Origin of the sequence: Kribbella sp. NBC_00482 (assembly GCF_036013725.1) — a bacterium.
GTDB lineage: Bacteria > Actinomycetota > Actinomycetes > Propionibacteriales > Kribbellaceae > Kribbella.
The window spans coordinates 7,563,477-7,587,083 of record NZ_CP107881.1 but is presented as its reverse complement, the minus strand read 5'-3'; the positions used below and the strand labels follow the sequence as shown (position 1 = coordinate 7,587,083).

The 23,607-nt window shown below is 68.0% G+C and carries 19 protein-coding genes; 12 read left to right on the top strand and 7 right to left on the bottom strand.

Annotation, left to right across the window (positions count from 1 at the left end; translation table 11 throughout):
- Positions 1-117: 117 nt before the first annotated feature.
- Positions 118-3,744 (top strand): GH116 family glycosyl hydrolase, encoded by a 3,627-nt coding sequence (locus tag OHB24_RS36720; protein WP_327635522.1) that lies wholly within the window; start codon positions 118-120, stop codon positions 3,742-3,744.
- Here the strand turns inward: OHB24_RS36720 and OHB24_RS36715 are convergent.
- From OHB24_RS36715 to OHB24_RS36690, 6 genes are read right to left on the bottom strand one after another with little or no spacing between them, the layout of a single operon-like run.
- The gene (locus OHB24_RS36715) at positions 3,741-4,760 is read right to left on the bottom strand and encodes an ABC transporter ATP-binding protein (RefSeq protein ID WP_327635521.1); all 1,020 of its coding nucleotides are present in this window, start codon (positions 4,758-4,760) and stop codon (positions 3,741-3,743) included. The two genes, OHB24_RS36720 and OHB24_RS36715, sit on opposite strands and share 4 nt — an antisense overlap.
- Positions 4,757-5,743, bottom strand: a complete 987-nt coding sequence (locus tag OHB24_RS36710; protein WP_327635520.1) for an ABC transporter ATP-binding protein — start codon at positions 5,741-5,743, stop codon at positions 4,757-4,759. The genes OHB24_RS36715 and OHB24_RS36710 overlap by 4 nt, the downstream gene beginning before the upstream one ends.
- Positions 5,730-6,656 (bottom strand): ABC transporter permease, encoded by a 927-nt coding sequence (locus OHB24_RS36705; RefSeq protein WP_327635519.1) that lies wholly within the window; start codon positions 6,654-6,656, stop codon positions 5,730-5,732. The genes OHB24_RS36710 and OHB24_RS36705 overlap by 14 nt, the downstream gene beginning before the upstream one ends.
- A 3-nt stretch (positions 6,657-6,659) precedes the next feature.
- On the bottom strand, positions 6,660-7,658 hold the full coding sequence (locus OHB24_RS36700; protein ID WP_327635518.1) for an ABC transporter permease: 999 nt from the start codon (positions 7,656-7,658) through the stop codon (positions 6,660-6,662).
- Between the two features lie 36 nt (positions 7,659-7,694).
- On the bottom strand, positions 7,695-9,407 hold the full coding sequence (locus OHB24_RS36695; RefSeq protein ID WP_327635517.1) for an ABC transporter substrate-binding protein: 1,713 nt from the start codon (positions 9,405-9,407) through the stop codon (positions 7,695-7,697).
- Between the two features lie 28 nt (positions 9,408-9,435).
- Entirely contained in the window at positions 9,436-10,368 is a 933-nt protein-coding gene (locus OHB24_RS36690; RefSeq protein ID WP_327635516.1) for an ROK family protein, read from the bottom strand.
- Between the two features lie 127 nt (positions 10,369-10,495).
- On the opposite strand from OHB24_RS36690, the gene OHB24_RS36685 reads away from it, so the two are divergent.
- The 3 genes from OHB24_RS36685 to OHB24_RS36675 are packed head-to-tail and all read left to right on the top strand — an operon-like array spanning position 10,496 to position 12,507.
- A complete protein-coding gene (locus OHB24_RS36685) occupies positions 10,496-11,686 on the top strand; it encodes an ROK family transcriptional regulator (protein WP_327635515.1) in 1,191 nt (396 codons plus the stop codon).
- A gap of 41 nt (positions 11,687-11,727) precedes the next feature.
- Positions 11,728-12,087, top strand: a complete 360-nt coding sequence (locus OHB24_RS36680; RefSeq protein WP_327635514.1) for a VOC family protein — start codon at positions 11,728-11,730, stop codon at positions 12,085-12,087.
- Between the two features lie 15 nt (positions 12,088-12,102).
- Positions 12,103-12,507 (top strand): hypothetical protein, encoded by a 405-nt coding sequence (locus OHB24_RS36675; RefSeq protein WP_327635513.1) that lies wholly within the window; start codon positions 12,103-12,105, stop codon positions 12,505-12,507.
- On the opposite strand, the gene OHB24_RS36670 is transcribed toward OHB24_RS36675, so the two are convergent.
- A complete protein-coding gene (locus OHB24_RS36670; protein WP_327635512.1) occupies positions 12,484-12,993 on the bottom strand; it encodes a winged helix-turn-helix transcriptional regulator in 510 nt (169 codons plus the stop codon). The genes OHB24_RS36675 and OHB24_RS36670 overlap by 24 nt on opposite strands.
- 87 nt (positions 12,994-13,080) lie before the next feature.
- On the opposite strand from OHB24_RS36670, the gene OHB24_RS36665 reads away from it, so the two are divergent.
- The 8 genes from OHB24_RS36665 (at position 13,081) to OHB24_RS36630 (ending at position 23,519) form a co-directional block, all read left to right on the top strand.
- Positions 13,081-13,539 (top strand): nuclear transport factor 2 family protein, encoded by a 459-nt coding sequence (locus OHB24_RS36665; RefSeq protein ID WP_327635511.1) that lies wholly within the window; start codon positions 13,081-13,083, stop codon positions 13,537-13,539.
- Positions 13,540-13,668: 129 nt separating this feature from the next.
- Positions 13,669-15,420, top strand: a complete 1,752-nt coding sequence (locus tag OHB24_RS36660) for an ABC transporter ATP-binding protein (protein WP_327635510.1) — start codon at positions 13,669-13,671, stop codon at positions 15,418-15,420.
- Complete coding sequence (locus tag OHB24_RS36655; protein ID WP_327635509.1) at positions 15,413-17,194, top strand: ABC transporter ATP-binding protein; 1,782 nt, start codon at positions 15,413-15,415, stop codon at positions 17,192-17,194. The genes OHB24_RS36660 and OHB24_RS36655 overlap by 8 nt, the downstream gene beginning before the upstream one ends.
- A gap of 116 nt (positions 17,195-17,310) precedes the next feature.
- A complete protein-coding gene (locus tag OHB24_RS36650) occupies positions 17,311-18,243 on the top strand; it encodes an ABC transporter ATP-binding protein (protein WP_327635508.1) in 933 nt (310 codons plus the stop codon).
- On the top strand, positions 18,243-19,592 hold the full coding sequence (locus OHB24_RS36645; protein WP_327635507.1) for an ABC transporter permease: 1,350 nt from the start codon (positions 18,243-18,245) through the stop codon (positions 19,590-19,592). The genes OHB24_RS36650 and OHB24_RS36645 overlap by 1 nt, the downstream gene beginning before the upstream one ends.
- A 75-nt stretch (positions 19,593-19,667) precedes the next feature.
- Positions 19,668-22,346 (top strand): bifunctional YncE family protein/alkaline phosphatase family protein, encoded by a 2,679-nt coding sequence (locus OHB24_RS36640; protein ID WP_327635506.1) that lies wholly within the window; start codon positions 19,668-19,670, stop codon positions 22,344-22,346.
- Positions 22,347-22,393: 47 nt separating this feature from the next.
- Positions 22,394-23,050 carry a DNA/RNA non-specific endonuclease gene (locus tag OHB24_RS36635; protein ID WP_327635505.1) on the top strand — a complete coding sequence of 219 codons (657 nt, stop codon included), beginning with the start codon at positions 22,394-22,396 and terminating at the stop codon, positions 23,048-23,050.
- A 76-nt stretch (positions 23,051-23,126) separates the two neighbouring features.
- On the top strand, positions 23,127-23,519 hold the full coding sequence (locus OHB24_RS36630) for an immunity protein YezG family protein (RefSeq protein WP_327635504.1): 393 nt from the start codon (positions 23,127-23,129) through the stop codon (positions 23,517-23,519).
- Positions 23,520-23,607 lie beyond the last annotated feature (88 nt).

Below are 23,607 nucleotides of genomic sequence, written 5' to 3'. Positions count from 1 at the left end.
CCGGCAGGCGGGACCCGTTGACCTCTGCCCAGGGGCTGGCTACGGTGTCGGAAATCGATTTCTCCACCCCGCGCCGAAGGCGCGACATCGACACGGCGTCCCGCTTAGGAGAACCGAATGACCACGCCTGATCTGCCGCCCGGTTGTGCGAACCGATCCTGTGCCGGTGACTGTCCTCGGGCACATCTGAGCCGCCGCACCTTCATCACCCTCAGCGCCGGCGCGGTCGGTGCGTTGGCGGTCCCGGGCCAGGCGCTAGCAGCGCTAGCGGCGCCGCCGCGGCACGATCCTGCGGTGTTGTTCGACCGCGGTACGCCGACGACGTACACCGGCGCCGCACTACCCAAGATCGGGATGCCGGTCGGCGGCGGTACGACGGGACAGGTGTACCTGGCCGGCGACGGGCGGTTGTGGGCCTGGGACATCTTCAACCCGACCTCGTTCCCGCTTGGCGGCGCGGACTTCTCCGGGCACAACTACGCCTTTCCGCTGTCCGCCGATCAGCCCGGCGCATCGCAGTTCGGCCAGGGCTTCGCACTCCGCACGACCACCCGCGGCCGGACCTCGACCCGGACGGTCGACGCGGAAGGGTTCAAGGACGTCCGGTTCACCGGTTCGTACCCGATCGGCCGGGTCGCGTACGCCGACGCAGCCAGCCCGGTGTCGGTGCACTTGGAGGCATTCTCGCCGTTCGTCCCGCTGGCCACGCCGGATTCGACGCTGCCCACGACGATCATGGCGTTCACGCTGCGGAACACCTCGTCGGCCTCGGTCCGCGCCACACTCCTCGGTTACGCCGAGAACCCGGTCTGCATCGACAGCCGTCTCCGGCAGCCGACCACCTTGCAGGCGCGAGCGTTCACCGGCGGGATCCAGTTCGGGGCGATCGACGACACCGCCGGGGAGCAGGGCGACATCCTCTTCGAGGACTGGGAGAAGGACACGTACGACGGGTGGACCATCACCGGGGACGCGTTCGGTGCAGGCCCTGTGCGGCCCCTCGACGTACCGAATCTGATGAAGCGGTTCGGCGATCTGAACGTGTCGGGCACGCGGTTCGTCACGTCGTACGACTTCCGTGGTGGCGCCAACGACGGGTCGACCGGGAAGCTGACGAGCCGGGAGTTCGTCGTCGAGCGCCGGTACGTCGCGGTCGGTGTGAGCGGCGGCCGTCATCCCAGCGAGACGTGCGTGAACGTGCTCGTCGACGGGCAGGTCGTGGCGTCGGCGACGGGTGACGAGAGCGAGCCGTTGGTCGCGCAGATGCTCGATCTGGCGGCTTATGTTGGCCGCACAGCACGGATCGAGATTGTCGACGCGAGTACGGGCGCGTGGGGGCACCTGAGTTGCGACGCGATCGTGTTCACGGATCGGCCGGACATCCTGTTCGAGACCTGGGACAAGCCGACGTACGACGGATGGACCGTGACGGGTGACGCCTTCGGCGCGGGCCCGGTGACCGCGGCGGAGACGCCCGATGGATTCCGGCGGCCGTTCGGGGTGCGGACCGAGCTGAACGTGAGCGGGCGGTTCGTCACGTCGTACAACTTCCGTGGCACCGGCGACCCGGATGCGTCCACGGGCACACTGACCAGCCGGGACTTCGTCATCGAGCGCCGGTTCGTCACGGCCTGGGTCGGCGGCGGGCATCACAAGGGCGAGACCTGTCTGAACGTCGTGATTGACGGTGCGGTTGTGGCATCGGCGACGGGGACCGACATCGAGCCGCTCACCGCGGTGTCGATGGACGTGGGTGCGTTCGCTGGTCGCGCGGCGCGGATCCAGATCGTCGACGGCAACTCGGGCGGCTGGGGTCACGTGAACGTGGACCGGATCCTGTTCAGCGACCGGCCGATCCGCCGGCAGCCCGTGGCGGAACGTCCCGACGGTGGCACGTTCGCACTGGCCGCGTTGACGCCTGGAGGAGTCGCGCGCCCGTCGATCGCGGACTGGTCGTCGGCCGATGCGCTCTTCGACTCGGCGGCCGGTCCGGGCGATTCGGACGGGCCGCAGGCCGGCACGGTTGCCGTAGCGGTGACGCTGCGGCCGGGGGAGTCGCGCACGATCCGGTTCGCGTACGGCTGGTTCTTCCCGAACCCCGAGCGCGAGCTGTTCGCCGAGCTCGTCGGCGCCTCGACCTTCCGCAGGCACTACGCGACCCGCTTCTCGTCGGCACGCCAGGTCGTCGAGTACGTCGGCAAGCACGCGGACCGGCTCGAGCGCGACACCAAGCTCTGGGTGAAGACCTGGTACGACGACTCGTCGCTGCCGCACTGGTTCCTCGAACGGACCCTCGCGACCGCGTCCACGATCGCGACGAGTACGTGCTACCGCTGGGACGACGGGCGGTTCTACGCCTGGGAGGGGACGTACTGCTGCGCCGGAACCTGCGAGCACGTCTGGAACTACGCGCAGGCGATCGGCCGGCTGTTCCCCGACCTGGAACGCGACACCCGGGAGCGGGTCGACCTCGGCATCGCGTTCCGGCCGAGCGGCGAGATCGGGAACCGCGGCGAGGCCGGCGACGCATCGACGTCGTTCGCCGACGGGCAGACCGGGACGATCCTGCGGATCTACCGCGAACACCAGATGAGCAAGGACTCGACGTTCCTGCGCCGGGTCTGGCCCCGGGTACGGACGGCCGTCGAATTCCTGGTCACGCACCGGGACGGCGCGGACGAGGACGGGATCTTCCGCGGCAGCCAATGGAACACCCTCGACACCGAATGGTTCGGCGAGGTCCCGTGGATCAGTGGGCTGTACGTCGCCGCGCTCCGGGCCGCTGCTGCGATGGCCGGTGATGTCGGCGACGGAGCTAGCGCTGCTAGGTACGCGGCGATCGCCGATCGCGGGTCGGCGTACCTGTCCCAGAAGTTGTGGAACGCGGAGTACGGGTATTACGTGCAGAAGGTCGATCCGGCGCATCCGACGGCCGAGAACAGCAACCGCGGGTTGTTCATCGACCAGATGTACGGGCAGACGTACGCGGCCCAGCTCGGGCTGCCGCGGGTGTTCCCTGCCGATCAGGCGCGGACGGCGCTGGGGCGGTTGTACGAGTCGAACTTCCGGGCGGATCCGGGAACGTACCGGCCGCCGGGGATCGGGGTCGGGCGGGTGTACACGACCGAGGGGGAGAGCGGCGTGATCATGGCGACCTGGCCGCACGGCGGGTCGTCCGAGACGCGCGGGCTGATGTACTTCAACGAGGTGTGGACCGGGCAGGAGTACCAGTTCGCCGCGCACCTGTTCTCCGAGGGCATGACCGCGGAGGCGCTGGCCGTCACCCGGGCGATGTACGAACGCTATTCGGCCGAGAAACGCAACCCCTACAACGAGATCGAGGCCAGCGACCACTACGCCCGCGCCATGATGGGCTACGGCGTCTACCTCTCCGCCTGCGGCTACGAATACCACGGCCCCCAAGGCCACCTCGGCTTCGCACCCCGCATCCACCCGGAGGACTTCCGCTGTGCCTTCACCGGTGCGGAGGGGTGGGGCTCATACCGCCAACGCCGTACCCGTGGCTCCCTGTCCGCGTCGGTCGAGGTCCGCTACGGCCGCCTAACCCTCCGCACCCTCTCCTTCGAAACCACCACACCGCCACGCCACGTCGAGGTCCGCCTCGGCCACGACCGCATCCCGGCCCGAGTAGATGCCACCGGCAACCGTGCCGTAGTCACCCTCACCCGCCCGACAACGCTCAAAACTGCCCAAACCCTGCAGCTGACCCTGAAGCCCTCCTAGGCGTCGGGCTCCGCTACGTGGCAGGCCGCTTCGTGGTTCTTGCCGAGTACGCGGAGGAGCGGTGTCTCCGAGTGGCAGCGGTCGACGCCGAGTGGGCAGCGCCAGCGGAAGCGGCAGCCGGGGGTGGGGTCGATGACCTTGGGCGGTTCGCCGGTGTCGCCTTCGATGCCGGCGGTCAGTGGTGCCCGTGGATCGGGGACGGCGCCGAGGAGCAGGTCCGTGTACGGGTGCTTCGGGTTCTGCAGGACCGACTCGGTCGGGCCGGTCTCGACGACGTGCCCGGCGTACATGATCATCAGCCGGTCGGCGACGTACCGTGCGCTCGCGATGTCGTGGGTGATGTAGAGGAACGAGACGCCCTGTGACTCGCGCAGTTCCGCCATCAGGTTCAGCAGCCCGATCCGGATCGACACGTCCAGCATCGACACCGGCTCGTCGGCGAGGATCAGTTTCGGCTTGTGCGCGAGCGCCTGCGCGAACCCGATCCGTTGCCGTTGGCCACCACTCAGCTCGTACGGGTACCGGTTCATGATGTCACCCGCCGGGGACAATCCGACCGCCTCGATGACCCGCTCCGCCTCTTCGAACCGCTGCTGCCGGTTGAGCTCCGGCCGGTGCAGCTTCAACGAACGCAGTACGCCGTGCGACACCCGGAACGCCGGGTTGAGCGAGCTGAACGGATCCTGGAACACCATCGGTACGTCGCCCCGGTAGGACAACTGATCCTTCCGGGAGCGGTACGTCGACGTCGCCCGCCCCTGGTAGAAGATCTCGCCGCCCGTCGGCTTGTAGACCCCCGCCAGCAGCCGCGCGATCGTACTCTTGCCGCTCCCGCTCTCGCCGGCCAACGCGACGATCTCCTGCCGCCCGATCGAGAAGCTGACCTCGTCGACCGCGTGCAGCATCTGCCGCGAGAAACCGCGCCCGACCCGGAAGTGCCGGGTCAATTCCTTTGCCTCGAGCAACGGTGCGCCGGCGGTCTCCACACTGGCCTCGTTCACGTCAACCGAAGTCATGATGTGCGCTCCCGGACAGGTTCCTTGACATGGAGCAGGCAGCGCGCCTGCACGGCGCCCACCTGGTAGAGCTCCGGCTCGATCTTCGGGCAGTCCTCGAACGCCTTCGGGCAGCGCGGCTGAAACCGGCAGCCCGGCGGCGGATCGGCCAGGTTCGGCGGACTGCCGGGGATGCCCGTCAACGGCACCTTCGGCCCGCGGATCGACGGAAACGCGTCCAGCAGCCCGGCGCTGTACGGATGCTCCGGATGATCGAACACCGCGCGCGTGTCGCCGAACTCGACGACCTGCCCGGCATACATCACCACGAGCTTGTCCGAGAAGTGACTGACCAGCGACATGTCGTGCGTGACGAAGATGACCGCGAACCCGAGCTGCTTCTGCAGTTCCTTGATCTGCACCATCAGCGATCGCTGCGCGACCACGTCGAGCGCGGACGTCGGCTCGTCCATGATGATCAGGTCCGGCGTGAACAGCAGCGCCATCGCGATCATCGCCCGCTGCCGCATGCCGCCGCTGAGCTGGTGCGGGTAGCTGTTCAGGTGGATCGGGTCGATCCCGACCAGCCGCAGTACCTCGGCCGGCCGCTCGTCGGCGACCGGCTCGTCGTGCGCCATGATCGTGTCCCGGAACTGTGCGCCGATGCTCTTCACCGGGTTGAGTGCGTTCATCGCGCTCTGCATCACGACCGAGAAGTCGCGCCACCGCAACGCGGACAGCTTCTTCTCGCTCATCGTCACCAGGTCCTGGCCCTGGAACGTCACGCTGCCGCCGGTGATCGCGGCCGGCGAGCTGAGCAGTTGCGCGATCGCGAACAGCAACGTCGACTTGCCGCACCCGGACTCGCCGACGACGCCGACGAACTCACCGGCGTGGACGTCGAGATCGACGTGGTCGACCGCGACGACCGGGCGGTCCCCGGTGTCGTACTCGACTGTCAGGTCCCGGACCTCAAGAAGTGGCCGGTTATCAAGACTTGGCACGTCGCCTCCGAACCGGCCGCAGGGCGGGGTTGCTGATCTCGTCGAACGCGTAGTTGAGCAGGGCGAACGACACACCGAGCAGCGCGACCGCGAGACCCGGCGAGAGCGCCCACGCGGGCAGGCCGTTCACCAGGGCGCCCTGGTTCTGCGCCCAGTAGAGCATCGTGCCCCAGCTGAGTGAGTTGGGATCGCCGAGCCCGAGGAACTGCAGGCCGGCGGCCGTGAGCACGGAGTACAGCGCCGCGCCGAGGAAGTTCGCCACGATCAGCGAGATCATCGTCGGCAGCACCTCGACGACGATGATGTACGACGATCGCTCGCCACGGACCCGCGCCGACTCCAGGAAGTCCCGGTTGCGCAGCGACAACGCCTGCGCCCGCATCTGTCTGGCCCCGTACGACCACCCGGTCAGGATCAGCACGATGATGATCACGGTCAGGTTGCCCTTACCGGCGTACGTCGCCAGCACGATGATCAGCGGGAACGTCGGGAGCACCAGGAAGATGTCCGTCAGCATCGACAACCCGTCGTCCGCGAACCCGCCCAGGTACGCCGCCGAGACGCCGATGATCACCGACAGGATCGTGGCGCCGAGACCGGCGACGACCGCGATCACCAGCGACTCCCGGGTGCTGTGGATCAGCTCGGCGTACACGTCCTGCCCGAGACCCGTGGTGCCGAGCCAGTGCTCGCCGGAGGGCTTCGCCAGTGGCGTGTCGCCGATCGCGCGTGGATCGCCGTCGAGCCCGGGCGTGAACAGCTGCGGGAACGCGGCGAGCAGGATGAACAGGAACAGCAGACCCGCACCGACCATGGCCTTGCGGTTATGGAGAATCGCCCGCAGCAAGCCACCGCGTGGCCGGCGGGTCGCGCTCGGCGTCGGGGCAGCGGTGCCGGCAACAATTGCACTCATCGGTTACCCCTTCGTCCGGGCGCGCGGGTCGAGCAGGAACACCGCGAAGTCGCAGAGCAGGACACAGATCAGCACCGCCAGTGTCACCAGCAGGAACAATGCCTGCAGCAACGGATAGTCGGTGCTCACCGTGGCGTTGTAGAACATGTAGCCGAGTCCCGGGTAGTTGAAGACGTACTCGACCAGGATCGTTCCGGAGATCACGAAACCGAGTGACATCGCGAACCCGGACAGGTTCGGCAGGAACGCGTTCCGGCCGGCGTACCCGAACATGATCTTGCGGCCCGGGATGCCCTTGGCGCGCGCCATCCGGACGTAGTCCTCGGCGAGCGTGGTCACCATGTTGTTCCGCATCGTCAGGATCCAGCCGCCGACCGCGGTGATCAGGATCGTGGACGCCGGCAGGATGCCGTGCTTGATCACGCTCCAGATGAACTCACCGGTGAAACCAGGTGTCAGGCCCTGGTCGTAGTTGAAGTCGTTCGGCAGCACCGGGTTGCTGCCGATCGCGAACAACGAGATCAGCAGCAGCGCCACCCAGAAGTACGGGAGCGCCGAGGTGACGATGAACAGCGGCGGCACGATCCCGTCGATCAGGCCGCCACGCCGCCAGCCGGCCACCGTGCCGATCAGGGTGCCGAGGACGAACGCGAGCACGGTCGAGATGCCGACCAGCCCGAGCGTCCACGGCAACGCGTCGCCGATCATCGACGTGACCGGTGATCCGAGACTGCTGCCGATCGAGACACCCCAGTGCCCGGTGACCATCGACTTCAGATACTCGACGTACTGCAGTAGCAGGTTCTTGCCCGGGTCGAAGCCGAACTCGGCCAGCACCGTCCGCAACTGCTCCGGTGACACCACCGAACCGCCTTTGCTGAACCGCTCCCGGAGCGCCTGCTCCGGGCTTCCCGGCATCATCCGCGGGATGAAGAAGTTCAGCGTCATCGCCGCCCACAGCGTGAGCACGAAGAACCCGAGACGTCGTATCAGGTATCGCACTCCCACCAGCTCCTCGTGCTCACGCTCAACAGGTCCTTACTTCTGGGCAGACTTCGAGTACAGGTTGGTCAGCACCTGACCGACATCGGGGATGTTGTACGGCGCGGGCTGCGCGTACGGGTTGTCCTGCGTCGGCCAGCCCTCCAGGTCCTTGGTGTTGTACTGGTACCAGTCGACCGACTCGGTGGTCGGGATCACCGGCACGTCCTTGATCATGTACGACGAGATCTGCTTGATCAGCTTGACCTGCGTGTCCGGGTCCGCGCTCGCGTACTGGTCGAACAGCTTGTCCACCTCGGGCTTCATGTACCGCGAGTAGTTGCTGCTCGCCTGCTTGCCGATCGGCGCGGAGTTCTTCGAGTACAGCAGCTGCCGCAACTCGTAGTACGGCGTCGGGCCGCCGGACTGGCTGGAGTACGCGAGGTCGAAGTCACCGTTGAACAGCTTCTGGTTGTACGACTGCTGCTGCAGGTCCTGGATCTCGAGCTCGATACCGACCGTCGCGAGCTGCTGCTTCACGACCGCCAGCGACGCGTCCCAGTCGGTGTAGCCAGTGACCGTGATGACGCTGAGCTTGAGCGGATTCGACTCGGAGTACCCCGCGCCCTGGAGCAGTTGCTTGGCCTTGTCCGTGTTCGGCTTGTCGTAGCCGGCGGCCGTCAGCGCGTCCTTGTCGAAGTACTTGTCGAACGTCGGCGTGACGACACCGGCCTGATTCGCGGCCGGCTGGTAGCCGCTCTCGCCGATCTTGGAGATCTGCTCCCGGTCGAGCGCGTAGGCGATCGCCTGCCGGATCGCGAGGTTGCTGGTCGCCTTGTGCGACGGGTCCAGGTTCGGAATGATCGCGACGTTCGCGGTCGGCGGGAACCAGTAGTTGTTCTCCGGCGACTTCGACTTGTAGAAGTTGTCGATGTTCGGGATGTACTGGCCGCCCCATTGCGCCTTGCCGCTGGCGAGGTCGAGGTTGGCCGGGTTGTTGTCCAGGTACGCCGGGTACTGGACCTTCTCGACGTACGGCTTGCCGGGCTGCCAGTAGCTGCCGTTGGCGACGTACGAGATGTTGTTGCTGGTGCACGACGCGACCGTGAACGGCCCGGTACCGACCGGCTTCGGGTTGCCCCAGGTGGCCGGCTTGGACGCGGCCTCGCCGGCGGACCAGATGTGCTTGGGCACGATGCCGACCTGGCTGGCGAAGTTGAAGAAGTACGGCTCGGCCGCGGCCTTGAACTTCAGCGTGACCTTGTTGCCGGCGGCTGACACGCCGGTCAGCCCGGCGCCGGTCCACAGCGAGTACAGGTCGAGCGCTGGCTGTTCCTTCATCCGGGTGAAGGTGTAGACGACGTCGTCGGCGGTGAACGGCTGGCCGTCGCTCCACTTCACGCCGTCGCGGATGGTGAAGACAATCGAGTCCTTGGCCGGCGACCAGGTGAACGCGGTGGCCAGCATCGGCGTGGTGGCGCCGGCCTTCAGCACGTTCACGAACGTCAGCGGCTCGTAGACGAAACCGAGCGCGACCTGGTTGACGGACGGGTTGAACGGGTTGAACTGGCACGGCCAGGTCTGTCCGCCGACGTTGGCGATCGTGACGGTGCCGCCCTTCTTGTACTGCCCGGTGCTGCCGCCGCTGCTCGCCGACGACGACGGGTTGGACTTCGCCGCGTCCCCGATCGGCTTGTCCCCACCGCCGCATCCGGCGGTCAGTGCGCCGACCGCCAGGGCGGCGACGGCGATGCGTGTGATGCCCCTCATCGTCTTCTGCCTTTCACTGGAATCCTGCTCATGCGAATGCTTCGGCGCCGAGGTCGACTCCTGCGGCCTCGACACCGAGGGCGAGCGCCCCGATCAGCGGTGCGTCCGTGGGAAACCGTGCCACCGAGAGCTCCGGCGGAAACGGGACGGCCGCGTCGAGGGCGCGACGCAGGCCGGGTTCGAGCTGGTCCCAGGACCGGACCAGCCCGCCGCCGACGACGATCCGGGACGGATCGACGGCGATGGCCAGGTTGGCGAGGTGCGTGGCCAGTTCCCGGACGAACTCGTCGGTGAGGACGGCGGCGTCCGGGTGGGTCCGCGCCATCGTGAAGACGTCGGCGGCCGTGACCGGTCGCCCGAGCCGGGCGGTCCCGGTGGTCTCGAGTGCCTGGCCGCTGACGACGTGTTCCAGGATCGTGCGCCCGTCGCCGGCGACGTACACGTCGGCGGGGGAGCGCAGGTTGTAGCCGATCTCGCCGGACGCACCGTGTGCGCCGGTGATCACGGTGCCGCCGGCAACGATCGCGACCGCGAGACCGGTGCCGAGATTGACATAGAGCCCCGGGTCGCAGCCGGTCAGCGCACCCCAGCGCAGCTCGGCCGCCGCGGCCGCCTTGACGTCGGTCGCCAGCCGCACCGGTACGCCGGGAAACGCGTCCCGGATCAAGCGCCCGAAGGGGAGCTCGCCCCAGCCGGGAAAGGTCGGAGCCAGTTCCACCCGGTCGTCGTACGGGATGCCGAGCGTCGCCGCGCCGACGCCGGCCAGTTCACGATCCGGTGCGACCTCCGCGAGGAGTTCGCGCGCCGCTGTCAGGCAGCGGGTCATCGCTTCCGCGGCACCGGCGCCGTCCCGGCTCTCGAGGGTCGTCGCGCCGAGGCGGCGACCGGACAGGTCCGCGACGGCGACAGCGATCTTCGTCCCGCCGAAGTCCAGTCCGAGGACGGCCGGTGTCAAAATCACGGGGTGGCACCTCCTCGCGCCGACCAATAGAATCGATAGGAAACTAACTTAACTATCAGCGGCACCACAAGGGATCGGCAGAACTTGTTGGCCGAGTTGGCCGAGTTGTTAGCGAAGGGGGTACGGCGTGACCGTTGTTGCCGGAGGCGCTGCGGCAGCGCGCCCGCAGCTGATCCGCGAGATCAACGAGCAGGTGCTGCTCGACCACATCCGGCGGTCCGGGCCGATCTCCCGTACTGAGCTCGCCGGGCTCACCGGACTGTCGAAGCCGACCGTGTCGGCGGCGCTGAGCTCGCTGGAGCGGACCGGTCTGGTGCACGTGACGGGCCAGCGCACCGGCGTACCTGGGCCGGCGGCGAGGCTGTACGAGGTGCGGCCCGAGGCGGGGTTCGTGCTCGGGCTCGACGTCGGGCGCGAGTACCTGCGCGGTGGGATCGCGGATCTCGCGGGGACGGTGCGCTCGCGGTTGAGCGTGCGGACCAAGGCGGGTGACGCGATGGCCCGCATCCAGGAGCTCGTGGATCTGACGGCGACGCTCGCGGCCGAGGCCGGCATCGAGGTCACGCAACTCACCCAGACCGTGCTCGGCAGTCCCGGTGTCTACGATCCCCGGCTCGACGCGCTGACGCTCACCGGCCGACTGTCCGGCTGGGACTCGCCGGCGACCCTGGCTGCGCTGCGGGAGCGTTTCGGGCCGTCCCTGATGATCGAGAACGACGTGGACGCGGCGGCCATCGCGGAGCGAGCGCACGGGCATGGCCGGGACGTCGACAGCTTCGCGTTCGTCTCGGTCGGTACCGGTATCGGCATGGGCCTGGTGCTCGACGGCAAGCTGCGGCACGGTTCGCATGGTGTGGCGGGGGAGATCGGGTACCTGCCGTTCACCGAGGGCAGCGGCAGTGATCCGCGGGACGCGCGCAAGCGTGGCGGGTTCGACGCGTCCGCATCGGCGGCAGCCGTCGTACGGGCGGCACGTCGGGCCGGTGTCCGTGGGGCATCGACGGCGGAGAAGGTGTTCGCGGCCGCGGTCCGGGGTGATCCGCTCGCGGCTGCGGTCGTCGCCGAGGAGGCACTGCTCGTCGCCAAGGCGGTCTGCACGGTGATCACGGTCGTGGATCCCGATCTGGTCGTGCTGGGTGGCGGCATCGGGCAGGCGCCGGGCTTCCTCGAAGCCGTCACCAAACAGCTGCGTCAGCTCGCCCCGGTGATGCCCGAGGTGAAGGCGAGTGTGCTCGGGACCGAGACCGTGGTGGCGGGCTGCCTCGCCGCAGGACTCGATCGGGCCTGGAAGACACTCGTTGGTAACTCGGCCGGCTAACCGGACGCAAACCGTCCGCAATGGCTACTAGGGTGCGAGCCATGGCTATCGCTAAGTACCCGAGTTTCGTGCTGGACTGCCCGGACACGGCCGTCCTGAGCCAGTTCTACGGTGAGTTGCTGGGCTGGAAGGTGGAGGCCCGCGACGGCTGGGCCGACATCCGCCCGGAGGACGGCAGCAACTGCATCTCGTTCCAGCAGGTGAAGGACTTCAAGGCGCCGTCCTGGCCGGGTCAGGACGTCCCGCAGCAGCTGCACCTCGACGTCATGGTGGAGGACCTCGACGCGGCCGAGCCCGAAGTACTGGCGCTTGGTGCGACCAAGCCCGACCACCAGCCCGGTACGTCGTTCCGCGTCTTCCTGGACCCTGCTGGACACCCGTTCTGCCTCTGCGTCGACTGACCGTAGGGTGAGGGGGTGACGAGCTGGCGGGAGGAGCGACGACAGGCGGCGGTCGAGCACGCGGCCGCGCTGGAGCGCAAGAAGGCGTCCGAGAGCGCTCAGGCGCGGGTGTTGCTGGCCGGCTTCATCGAGACGCTGAAGGAGCGCGGCGTGGAGCCCGAGCCGTTGCGTGCTCAGGTGATCGGCTCGAACGCCAGCTATCGCACCGATGTCATCGGGTGGTACCTGCGCCGCAACCGCTCGCTCGCTGTCGACGTCGACGGGAACTTCTACATCCTGGGCGTACCCGCCAGCCTCAAGTCCCGCGTCGCCGGCGTCCGGGTGGTCCCGTCGGACCCGCCGCTCGTCGTCGGTCAGGGTGCCCGCGACGGCGAGTCGATGCCGCTCGCCGACTTGCTACGCCTTCGGCTCGAGTCCTGACAGCACGCTCGCGATCAACGCCGTACCAGGAGCGGTCCGGCCGCCAGGGCCGGGTGACGGTACGACGTCGTCCATGGCCAGCGTCTCGCCGCACTCCGAGCAGCACACCGTCGCCGTCGTGACCTTGCCGCACGACGTGTGCGTGAACCGCATCGGCTGGCCGGCCGGGGGAGTCGCCCACCGATCACCCCACGCGGTGAGCGCGATCAGGATCGGCACGAATTCCTGGCCCGCGTCGGTCAGCTCGTAGCTGTAGCGCACCGGGTTCTGCTGGTACGGCGTACGTCGTACCAGGCCGCCGTCGATGAGCGTCGCGAGCCGGTCGGTGAGCAGGTTGCGGGAGATGCCGAGGTCCGTGACGAACTGGTCGAAGCGGTTCAGGCCCAGGTAGAGGTCACGCAGCACCAAGGGCGTCCACCAGTCGCCGATCAGCTCCAGGGACTGGGCGAGCGAGCAGTGCATCGAGGCGAAGCTGGTGTTCCGCATGGCCGCATCATCTCCCTTCTTCTTTCCTTCATCGGACGGAGTCTAGTCAGTTGCAGTATTGAACTCACCATGGCTACGGTGGGGGACATGGGGATCTATCACCGGATCGTGGCGCGGCAGGTGCGGAACGCGTTCATGCAGATCAGCGACGGCAACTGGGAGGCGATGGTGGCCGGGATGGCGCCGTCGTTCACGTACCGCTTCTACGGAGACCATGCGCTCGGCGGCGAGCGGCGTACGCACGAGGCGTTGCGGCGCTGGTGGGAGCGCTGCTTCCGGCTGCTGCCGGGCACGCAGTTCGAGGTGCAGGACGTGCTGGTCAATGGTTGGCCGTGGAACACCCATGTCGCGACCGCGGTCACCGTGCACGTCAATGTCGTCGACGGCTCGACGTACGAGAACGTCGTGCACCAGTTCCTGACGATCAAGTGGGGCAAGATCACCGAGGTCAGGACGCTCGAAGACACCGCAGTCCTCCAGCGCACCCTCGACCGCCTCGCCGCCGCCGGATACGCCGAGGCCCACGCGGAGCCGATCGTCGGCTGATTCGGGTCGGTTTGCGGTCACGGCCGGAAACTCGGGTGCTTTCTGTCGGTGGTCGCGACTACGGTCGGTCGAGTGCTGACGCTGCTGCGGTACGGAGTGCGGGTTGCACCTGGAGGCACCCTTCTGACGATGGGTCTGGCTGTCCTCGGTTCGCTGCTGGGGATGGCGGTCACGTTGCTGACCGGCCAGGTCGTCGGGGCGGTTCCAGGTGTGATCGACGGCGGCCAGGGCACGATGCCGATCGGCGAGTTCAGTTGGCTGCTGGGTGCTCTGCTGGCGGTCTTCGTCATCGACAGCCTGACACCGGCGCTGCATCAGGTCGCGTCACTGGTGATGGACGCCGGCCTGGTCCGCGCGATCGGCACCGGCATCACCGAGCCGCTGCTCAAACCGCGCCGGATCGAGCACCTCGAGGACTCCGAGGTGCTGGACGTGCAGGAGCGCGCGAAAGGCAAAGGCGGCTTCCATCTCGCGCAGGGGCTCGGGCAGTTGCCGTGGTTGATCGCGAGCCGGGTGACGCTGGTCGGCTCCGCGGTGATCGTCGGCGTGATGTTCGCCTGGTGGGTGGCCGCGATGCTGGTCGCGGTCACGATCCTGCTGGAGTGGTACGGCGGTCGCCTGATCGAGCGTGAGGTCGACGTCTGGTGGGGCAACACCGAGGAGCAGCGCCGGGCGAACTACCTCTTCAACCTGGGCATGCGCGACGCACCGAAGGAGCTGCGCGTGTTCGGTCTGCACAACTGGCTCGTCCAGCGGTATGTCCGCGAATGGACGGCCGGCTACCGCCCGGTCTGGGCCCGCCGCAAGCGGAACGCGTGGTGGTCGTTGCTGATCGGTGGCGTCCACCTGATCGCCAACGCCATCGCGATCCTCGCCGTCGGTCGCGCTGCCTACAACGGAACGCTTCCGCTCACGCAGGTCGCGACCACGCTGCCCGCGATCCTCGCGATCGGTCAGGCGAACAACGGGTACGGCGTGGCGCAGGTCCGCCGGGGGCTCTCGGCGTACCGCGCGATGCGGGATCTCAGCGCGACGATCGACGAGCGGCACCCGGAGCCGGTCGCGACCACGAAGCATCGGATCGAGACGATGCCGGCGCGCGAGATCCGGTTCGAGAAGGTGAGCTTCCACTACCCGGGCTCGGACCTCGCTGTACTGCGCGACCTCGATCTCACCATCCGCGCGCGGGAAGCACTCGCGCTCGTCGGCGTCAACGGTGCCGGCAAGTCCACTCTGGTGAAGTTGCTCGGTGGCGCGTACAAACCGACGAGCGGCCGGATTCTCGTCGACGGTGTCGATCTCGCGGAGCTGGATCTGGCCGTGTGGCAGCGGCGGGTGGCGGCGATCGTGCAGGACTTCCTGCGGTTCCCGTTGTCGGTGACGGACAACGTCGTGTTCGGTGCGGTCGAGCGCGCGGATGACGAGCTCACGCTGGCCAAGGTCGCGCGCGAGTCCGGGATCGACGAGGTCGTACGTCGGCTGCCGAAGGGCTGGGACACTGTGCTGGACAAGACGTTCGACGGCGGCGTCGACCTGTCCGGTGGTGAGTGGCAGCGGGTCGCACTGGCCCGGGCGTTGTTCGCGGTGCACGCGGGTGCAGGCGTTCTGGTGCTGGACGAGCCGGCCGCGGCCCTCGACGTACGGGCCGAGGCTGAGCTGGTCGAGCGGTACCTGGAGCTGACCTCTGGGGTCGCGTCGCTGATCATCTCGCACCGGTTCTCGGTGGTGCGCAACGCGGATCGGATCTGTGTGCTGTCCGACGGCCGGATCGTCGAGGACGGCACGCACGAGGAACTGCTGGTGAAGGACGGCGAGTACGCCGGGATGTTCCGGCTCCAGGCCGAGCGCTACGTGACCGGGCCGGAGGCAGTCGATGCGTAGCCTGCGGATCCTCTGGCTGTGGTTGTCCACGTCCTTCCGGGCAGCGCCCGGGCTGATGGCGATCTCGACCGTGCTGGTCGCGGCCCGCGCGATCACCGCACCGACCCAGACGTACGGCGTGAGCCGGCTGGTCGACGGGATCGCGTCGGACACGTCGAGCACGATCGCGCTGGGCATCGGCATCATCGTCGGCGGTCTCGCGGTGTCGTTCTTCGCGGACGGCCTCGGGTGGCCGCTCCAGGACACCGCGCAGGAGCGGATGGCAGGCCGGGTGCACGCCGATCTGCTCGATGTGACGACAGGCATTCCCGGGCTGTCGCATCACGAGCGGCCCGATGTCGCGGACCGGCTGGAGCTGGTCCGCGAGAAGGCGTGGCGGATGGGCGTCGGCGCCGAGGTGCTGTTGTGGGCGTTCGCCACGGTGACGAACACCGCGACCGTGCTGACACTGCTCGGATCGGTGCATCCGTTGTTGCTCGTGCTTCCGTTGCTGGGCGGTGCGCGGATCTGGTCGGCGTACCTGAGCAGCACGCGGCAGAGCAAGGCGTGGGAGGAGTCGATGCCGCAGGAGCGGCTCGTCGACCGGTTGATCGAGGTGGCGAAGGATCCGCGGACCGGTCTGGAGCTGCGCGTGTTCGGGCTCGGAAAGGTCTTGCTGGACAGGATCTTCACGTTGCAGACGCAGCGGTTCGACCGCCGGGTCGAGGCCGCGCGCTGGGGCGGGAAGGTGGACGGCTCGGTGCGGCTCGTGTTCGGTCTCGCGTACGCCGCCGCGATCGTCTGGGTCGTCGCGCGGGCGCGGAACGGGCAGGCGTCCGCGGGAGACGTCGTACTCGTGCTGCTGCTGGCGCCGCAGGTCGATCAGATGACCGGCGGTATCGCCCAGAACGTGTACTGGGTCGGTGAGGTCGTGCGCAGCTTCGGGCGGTACGACTGGTTGCGCGAGTACGCGAAGCAGAACTCGTGGAAGTCCAGCGTCACGTCGGCGCCGGACCGGATCACGACCGGGATCGAATTGCGGAACGTCGGATTCTCCTACCCTGGTTCGGATTCCGCGGTCCTGAGCGACCTGAACCTGAGCGTGCCGGCCGGGTCGGCGGTCGCGCTGGTGGGGGAGAACGGCGCCGGCAAGACGACGCTGGTCAAGCTGCTCGCCCGGATGTACGACCCGACGACCGGCCAGATCCTCGTCGACGGCGTGGACGTGGCGACGATCCAGCCGGACGCGTGGCGGTCGCAGCTGTCGGCGGGGTTCCAGGACTTCGTGAAGTTCGAGTTCACCGCGCGCGAGGTCGTCGGGATCGGCGACATCGAGCGGGCCGACGACGAGGACGCCGTACGGGCGGCGGTCGTGCGCGGTGATGCCGAGTCGGTGATCGCCGGGCTGCCGCGCGGGCTGGATTCCCAACTGGGCAAGAAGTTCACGGACGGGGTCGAGCTGTCCGGCGGCCAGTGGCAGCGGCTCGCACTGGCCCGCGCGTTCATGCGCGAGCGGCCGTTGCTGTTGTTGCTCGACGAGCCGACCGCGGCCCTCGACCCGGAGGCCGAGCACCGGCTCTACGAGCAGTACGCGTCCGCCGCGAAGATCGCCGCGACCGAGACCGGCGGGATCACCGTCCTGGTGTCGCACCGGTTCTCGACCGTGCGGATGGCGGACCTGATCGTGGTCCTGCACCGCGGCCGCGTCGAAGAGGTCGGCACCCACGAAGACCTGCTCGCGGCCGGCGGCCGGTACGCCGAACTTTTCGAGCTCCAGGCCCGCGCGTACCGCTGACCTGTGGCGCAGCTGAGAGGCCGCTGAGGCCTTACCTGTCAGGAGTTCACCGCAGTTCGCCAATAGTTAACTTTGGGTCTTCACTCGGCGGTACATTGGTTACTAATGTATTAACCATGGACGCACCGCCCTCTGTCCGTGCCCGCGGCATCACCAAGTATTTCGGTGAGGTCGTCGCACTCGACAGCGTCGACCTCGACGTCGCACCCGGCCAGATCCACGGCCTGGTGGGACCCAACGGAGCCGGCAAGACCACGCTCCTCGGTCTGCTGCTCGGCCTCGCCGTCCCCGATCGCGGCGACCTGGAGATCCTCGGTACGCCGGTCGGCCGCGCGCTCGCCGTCCCCGAAGGCGTCGCCGGCTTCGTCGACGGCCCCGGCCTGTACCCGTCGATGACCGCGAAGCAGAACCTGGCCGCCCTGGCCCAGTTGCGCGGTGACCGCACGATGAACATCGACGACGCAATCGACCAGGTCGGCCTGACCGACGTCGCCGACGACCGGGTCCGCGGGTTCTCGCTCGGCATGCGTCAGCGCCTCGGCCTCGCCGCCGCACTGCTCACCAGGCCGCGGCTGCTGATCCTCGACGAACCGTCCAACGGCCTCGACCCGGCCGGCAAGAAGCACGTGTACGGCGTACTCACCCGGCTGGCCGCGGACGGTACGGCGGTGATGCTGTCGAGCCACCGGATGGACGACGTGGAAGCGCTCTGCTCCGAAGTGACGATCCTGTCGACCGGACGCGTCGCGTTCTCCGGCCCGATCAGCAAGCTGGCCTCGGAGGACAGCGAACTCGACTACCGCGTCCTCACCTCCGACCCGGCAGCGGCCCGTCGGATTGCCCGCGAGACCAAGGGCATTCGGCTCCGCGAACAGGACGCCGTACAGGAAGGTGTCGAGCTGCTGGTGATCTCGGCGGCGGTGCCGGCGCTGGACGAGTTCGTGAAGCGGCTCGTCCGCGACGACATCGCTGTCCGCGAACTCGCGCCGGTGATCTCGCCACTCGAGGCCGCCTTCCTTGCCCTCACCGAGCAGCAGGAGACCAACTGATGACGGCCACCGTGACTGCCCCCGAGACCCGTGAGGTCGCCCGCCGGGTGCCGATCATCCGCGGGTACCGCTTCGAGCTCGTCAAGCTGCTCACGCAGTGGCGGGTCCGCGTGCTGATGATCGCGTGCTGGCTGGCGCCCGGGGTCTTCGTCGCCGTCATCAGCCAGCAGGCTTCGCTACCGGTCGACACACTGTTCGGTCGCTGGATGCACGCCACCGGATGGGCTGGTCCGCTTGTCCTGCTGGGCTTCTCCGGTTCCTGGGCATTGCCGTTGCTGACCTCGTTGATCGCCGGTGACGTGTTCGCGTCCGAGGATCGCCTCGGCACCTGGCGGCATCTGCTGGTGGCGGTCCGGTCGCCGCGCCGGATCTTCGTCTCGAAGGCACTGTCCAGCCTGACCGTGATCCTCGTACTGGTGATCGGCCTGGTCGTGTCGAGCACGATCAGCGGCCTGCTGGTCGTCGGCAACCGGCAGATGATCGGCCTTGACGGTCACCTGGTCTCACCGGGAAGCGCGGCCGGCACGGTCCTCCTCGCCTGGCTGTGCGCTCTCGCACCGACTCTCGCGCTTGCCGCGATCGGTTTGCTCGGATCGGTCGCGCTCGGCCGATCGCCGATGGGCCTGCTGCTCCCGGCGGTCGTGGCTCTCGCGATGCAGATCGTGCAGCAGCTACCGGTCCCGGTCGCCTTCCGCCTCGCGCTTCCCGGCTACGCGTTCATCAGCTGGAACGGCCTCTTCACCAGTCCGGCGCAGGTCGGCCCGCTCCTGATCGGTGTGATCGTCAGCCTGGTCTGGGCTCTTGTAGCGACCGGCCTCGCGTACTTCATCTTCGTACGCCGTGACTTCACCAACCCGACCCACGACGGTTCCGGTCGCCTCGCGTTGACGGCCGGCCTACTGCCCCTCGTCGTACTGCTCGGCGTAACCACCGCGGCCATCGCTCCGGTGACCGGCTTCGGATCGGGGATCGATCAGGACAAGGTGCAACGAGCAGTCGCGGTCGAGTTCGCGCACCTGTACCGGCTGCAGACCAAGCAGCTGAACCGGGCCGACGTGACCGAGGAACAACTGCAGAGCGCCGCGGAGTGCACCAAGGGCGGCGACCAGGTCGCCGCGCGCGGGCCCGGCAACGACTGGCGCTGCGTCGTGAGCTGGCACATCCCTGGAGTGCAAGCGGCCGGCTCGGCGATCTACCAACTCGACATCAACCCACTCGGTCGGTACGTGTCCGACGGGGACGGACCGAAAGAAGTGAACGGCTTCTTCCTGGTCCGCACCTCGTCCGGGGACGAACCGAACCCCCTGTGGCAGTTCGACGGCAACATCGAACTGCTACCTGCCAACTGAATCCCAACCGAAGGGACACCTCCCATGCAGGTAACACGCCGTCGCAGGGGCTCGCCAAGTCCCCTGCGGCGCAGAGTGCCACTGGTCACGGCCGGCGCTACCGCCGTCGCAGTGACCCTGGCCGGCACCGCGGTCGCCTCGACGACCGGCTTCGGTCACGACCAGGTCGGGCAGGTCACCGACAAGGGCCAGGTCATCTCGTCCGACCAGTACCTCAAGCCGCTCGGCGACCGGCTCGTCCTCCAGAAGGGCAAGATCATGTCGTCCTCGGTCAGCCCGGACGGCAGCCACCTGGCCGCCTCGGTGACCGACGGCGGGATGGCGCTCGCGATCATCGACCTGAAGAGCTGGAAGGTTCAGCAGTACATCGGCAACAACGCCGCGGCGGATCTCAAGATCCCCGGCAACGACGTCGGCCAGGAAGGTCCGACGTACTCGCCGGACGGCTCGCAGGTCTGGCTGGGGCAGACCGACGGCTACCGGAAGTTCACCGTGAATCCGGACGGCTCGCTCGCGAACCCGACGTTCGTCTCGATCCCGGCCGACGGCGCCAAGCACTCGCTGGCCGCGGAGGCCGTGTTCTCCGCCGACGGCTCCACCGTGTACTCCGCGGTGAACGGCCAGAACCGGGTCGTCGCGATCGACACCGCGAGCGGCGCGATCACGCAGAGCTGGGCGACCGGCAACGCGCCGCGTGACCTGGTGATGGTCGGCGACAAGCTGTACGTGAGCAACGAGGGCGGCCGGACCGCCAAGGCCGGCGACACGACGATCAACTCGTACGGCACCGACGTCGTGGCGAACCAGAACGCGATCACCACGACCGGTACGGTCAGCGTGATCGATCTGAAGAACCCGAGCGCCGCTGTGGCCAGCATCCCCGTCGGTCTGCACCCGACTGCGCTGTACGCGAAGAACGGCGCCGTGTTCGTCACGAACACCGCGAGCAACACGGTGTCGGTGATCAACACCCAGTGGGACAAGGTCACCCAGACCATCGCGACCCAGCCGTGGCCGGAGGCCTCGGTCGGCTACGAGCCCGACGGCGCGACGTTGACCGACGACGGTCACCTGCTGGTGTCGCTCGGTCGTGCGAACGCGGTCGCGGTCTACAAGTACCGCAGCCCGCTCGAGCCGGTCAGCTACGTCGGCCTGCTGCCGACCGACTACTTCCCGGCCGAGCTCGCGCAGGTGGGTAAGGACATCGTGGTGTCCAACACCCGAGGCGTCGACGCCCGCCGCGAGACGACGGCCGCGGGGCACAGCACGCACGACACCACGTCGAGCCTGACCAAGTTCCAGTTGCCGGACGACCAGGCGATCAAGAAGTACACGCAGACGGTCTTCGACCAGAACGGCTGGACGAAGGGCTCCGCCCAGATCGCCACGGACAAGGGTCACCGCAAGCCGGTGCCGGTTCCGGCGAAGCTCGGCGACCCGTCGACGATCAAGCACGTCTTCCTGATCGTCAAGGAGAACCGGACCTACGACCAGCTGTACGGCGATATCCCGGAGGGTAACGGCGACCCGGCGCTGGCGCAGTACGGCGAGAACGTCACGCCGAACCAGCACGCGCTGGCCAAGCAGTTCGGGCTGTACGACAACACCTACGACATCGGCACGAACTCGGCCGAGGGCCACAACTGGCTGATGCAGGCCGACAACCCGGAGTACAGCGAGTCCTCGGCCGGTGAGTACCTGCGCAGCTACGACACCGAGAACGATGCTCTCGGCCACCAGAAGAGCGGCTTCCTCTGGACCGGCGTGCAGGCGGCCGGCAAGTCGGTGAAGAACTTCGGCGAGTTCCTGTCGATCGAGCAGAAGCCGGCCGACGGGACGTGGCAGAACTACTACTGCGACACGAAGAACATCATCGCGACCGGGGCAGCCCCCAAGTACCCGATCACGGTCGGGTCGGCGATCCCGTCCCTGAACAGCGTGTCGGTGCAGGGCTTCCCGCAGTTCGACACCAGCGTCCCGGACATCTACAAGACCGAGATCTGGCGCAAGGACTTCCTCAAGAACGGTCCGGCGAACCTGAACATGTTCTGGCTGTCCAACGACCACACCGGTGGTCCGGCCAACGGTCCGGCACAGGTCGCGGACAACGATCTGGCCACCGGCCGGATCGTCGACCAGATCACGCACAGCAAGTACTGGAAGGACTCGGCGATCTTCGTCGTCGAGGACGACTCGCAGGCGGGTCTCGACCACGTCGACGGTCACCGGGCGCCGATCCAGATCATCAGCCCGTACGCGCAGCACGGTGCGGTCGACAGCCACTACTACACGCAGATCACGATGATCCGGACGATCGAGCAGATCCTCGGGATGAAGCCGATGAACCAGAAGGACACCGCGGCTACTCCGATGTACGGCGCGTTCACCAGCAAGCCGAACTACACGCCGTTCAACGTGCTGCCGAACCGGGTCGCGCTGACCGACGGCCTGCAGACCCCGCCGCCCTGCGGTGTCGACGTACCGGCCGCGCAGAACCCGGCCGTCGCGGCGGCCCCGACGGTGACCGTCCCGGCCGGTATGGAGTCGATGGCGGCGCAGTGGTCGGCGTGGAAGGACCAGCAGCGGACCACCGGCCCGAACGCTCGCGCCGACTTCGCGAACCCTGCCCAGATGAACCACTACAACTGGTACGAGGCGCACAACTGGTCCCTGCCGTATCCGGGTGAGGCCCAGATCGTCGCTCCGCAGAACGTTCCGGGCGCGGTCATCCCGGCCGCCGAGAACGACGGCTGACACGCGCAAGTCACCACAAGTTCAGAACTGTCGTGTAGAACTACGACATGCCAGAACGACCGCGGGCGTCGGCCCGGATCGAGCAACCCGCCGATCCGGCCGATGTCCGCGCGGTCGGTTACGGCCCGGACGACGTACCGGTGGTGCCGGAGAAGTACGCCGGCCTGCCGGTGCACAAGGAGGAGTCCGGGCGGGTCGGCCACTGGAACGCCGACCTGATGAAGGTCGAGCCGTCGGCCGTGTACGTCGTCGACAACCGGTACCTGTACGCCACCGACAAGGCCGGGCGGGTGGCCCACGCCGAGGGCTGGCTGGGGTGGCTGCCGACCGAAGAGAACGACGACCGCCGTAACGCAAGTGCCCAACGGGAGGCCGGAGAGCCGGATCGGCAACCGAACGACGACGGCGGCCACCTCTTCGCGACGGTGTTCGACGGCCCGGGCGAGTCGATCAACCTCACCGCGCAGTCGCAGGAGCAGAACCGGGCGCAGGCCGGAAGCAAGAACTGGCGAGCGATGGAGCAGACCTGGCAGGCGATGCGCGCCTCCGGCATCCAGGTGCACGCCGCCATCGACGTCCGGCACGCGAACCGTACGACGGATCGGCCGTCGTCCCGCACCGTCGTGGACCGCCACGACGGCGAGCACTCCCCGCGGCGTATCTTCAGAGAGACCAAACCGGCAACATCCCGGGAGCGCGCATGAGCGAGCGCAGCGAGCGAACAATGGGTAGAGCCGAGCATCTCGCTCATGCCGGAGCCGAGCGTAGCGAGGCGGAGGTATGAGCGAGATCGGTGTCATCGACACGATCGCCCGCGCCCTGGTCGCGGATCTGCCGGCCGAGTGGCGTGAGGTCAGCGCGGTCTACCGGGCAACCACGTCGTACGCCGAACTCGACGCCGACGTGGTGCTGCCGTCGGGGGAGACCCAACTGGAGACGCTGCCCGACGGTCTCGAGGATCATTTCGAGGAGCTCCGGCGCGAGATGTACCAGCCAGGCAAGGGCACCTGGCTCACGGCGAAGGTGACGGTTACGTCGACCGGGCACTTCGCGACCGACTTCGACTACGACAGCGAGCCGGCGTGGTCGATCCCTGTCGACTGGGCGATCTACCCGGCCGATCTGGCCGCCTTTCCCCGGGACGCCGCGCATACGCCCGACTGGCTGAAATAAATCGGTGGCTGCCCACCGGGCCCGGTGGTAACGTCGCCGGTCTGTCTTTTCGGGATCGAATCGAACCGGATGGATCTGCTCCGGGGCG

Coding starts and splice junctions, on each gene's coding strand:
- OHB24_RS36705 (WP_327635519.1), bottom strand. CDS start 6,656: ATGAGTGCAATTGTTGCCGGCACCGCTGCCCCGACGCCGAGCGCGACC.
- OHB24_RS36645 (WP_327635507.1), top strand. CDS start 18,243: ATGACGGCCACCGTGACTGCCCCCGAGACCCGTGAGGTCGCCCGCCGG.
- OHB24_RS36655 (WP_327635509.1), top strand. CDS start 15,413: ATGCGTAGCCTGCGGATCCTCTGGCTGTGGTTGTCCACGTCCTTCCGG.
- OHB24_RS36715 (WP_327635521.1), bottom strand. CDS start 4,760: ATGACTTCGGTTGACGTGAACGAGGCCAGTGTGGAGACCGCCGGCGCA.
- OHB24_RS36630 (WP_327635504.1), top strand. CDS start 23,127: ATGAGCGAGATCGGTGTCATCGACACGATCGCCCGCGCCCTGGTCGCG.
- OHB24_RS36680 (WP_327635514.1), top strand. CDS start 11,728: ATGGCTATCGCTAAGTACCCGAGTTTCGTGCTGGACTGCCCGGACACG.
- OHB24_RS36635 (WP_327635505.1), top strand. CDS start 22,394: ATGCCAGAACGACCGCGGGCGTCGGCCCGGATCGAGCAACCCGCCGAT.
- OHB24_RS36660 (WP_327635510.1), top strand. CDS start 13,669: ATGGGTCTGGCTGTCCTCGGTTCGCTGCTGGGGATGGCGGTCACGTTG.
- OHB24_RS36650 (WP_327635508.1), top strand. CDS start 17,311: ATGGACGCACCGCCCTCTGTCCGTGCCCGCGGCATCACCAAGTATTTC.
- OHB24_RS36720 (WP_327635522.1), top strand. CDS start 118: ATGACCACGCCTGATCTGCCGCCCGGTTGTGCGAACCGATCCTGTGCC.
- OHB24_RS36670 (WP_327635512.1), bottom strand. CDS start 12,993: ATGCGGAACACCAGCTTCGCCTCGATGCACTGCTCGCTCGCCCAGTCC.
- OHB24_RS36665 (WP_327635511.1), top strand. CDS start 13,081: ATGGGGATCTATCACCGGATCGTGGCGCGGCAGGTGCGGAACGCGTTC.
- OHB24_RS36695 (WP_327635517.1), bottom strand. CDS start 9,407: ATGAGGGGCATCACACGCATCGCCGTCGCCGCCCTGGCGGTCGGCGCA.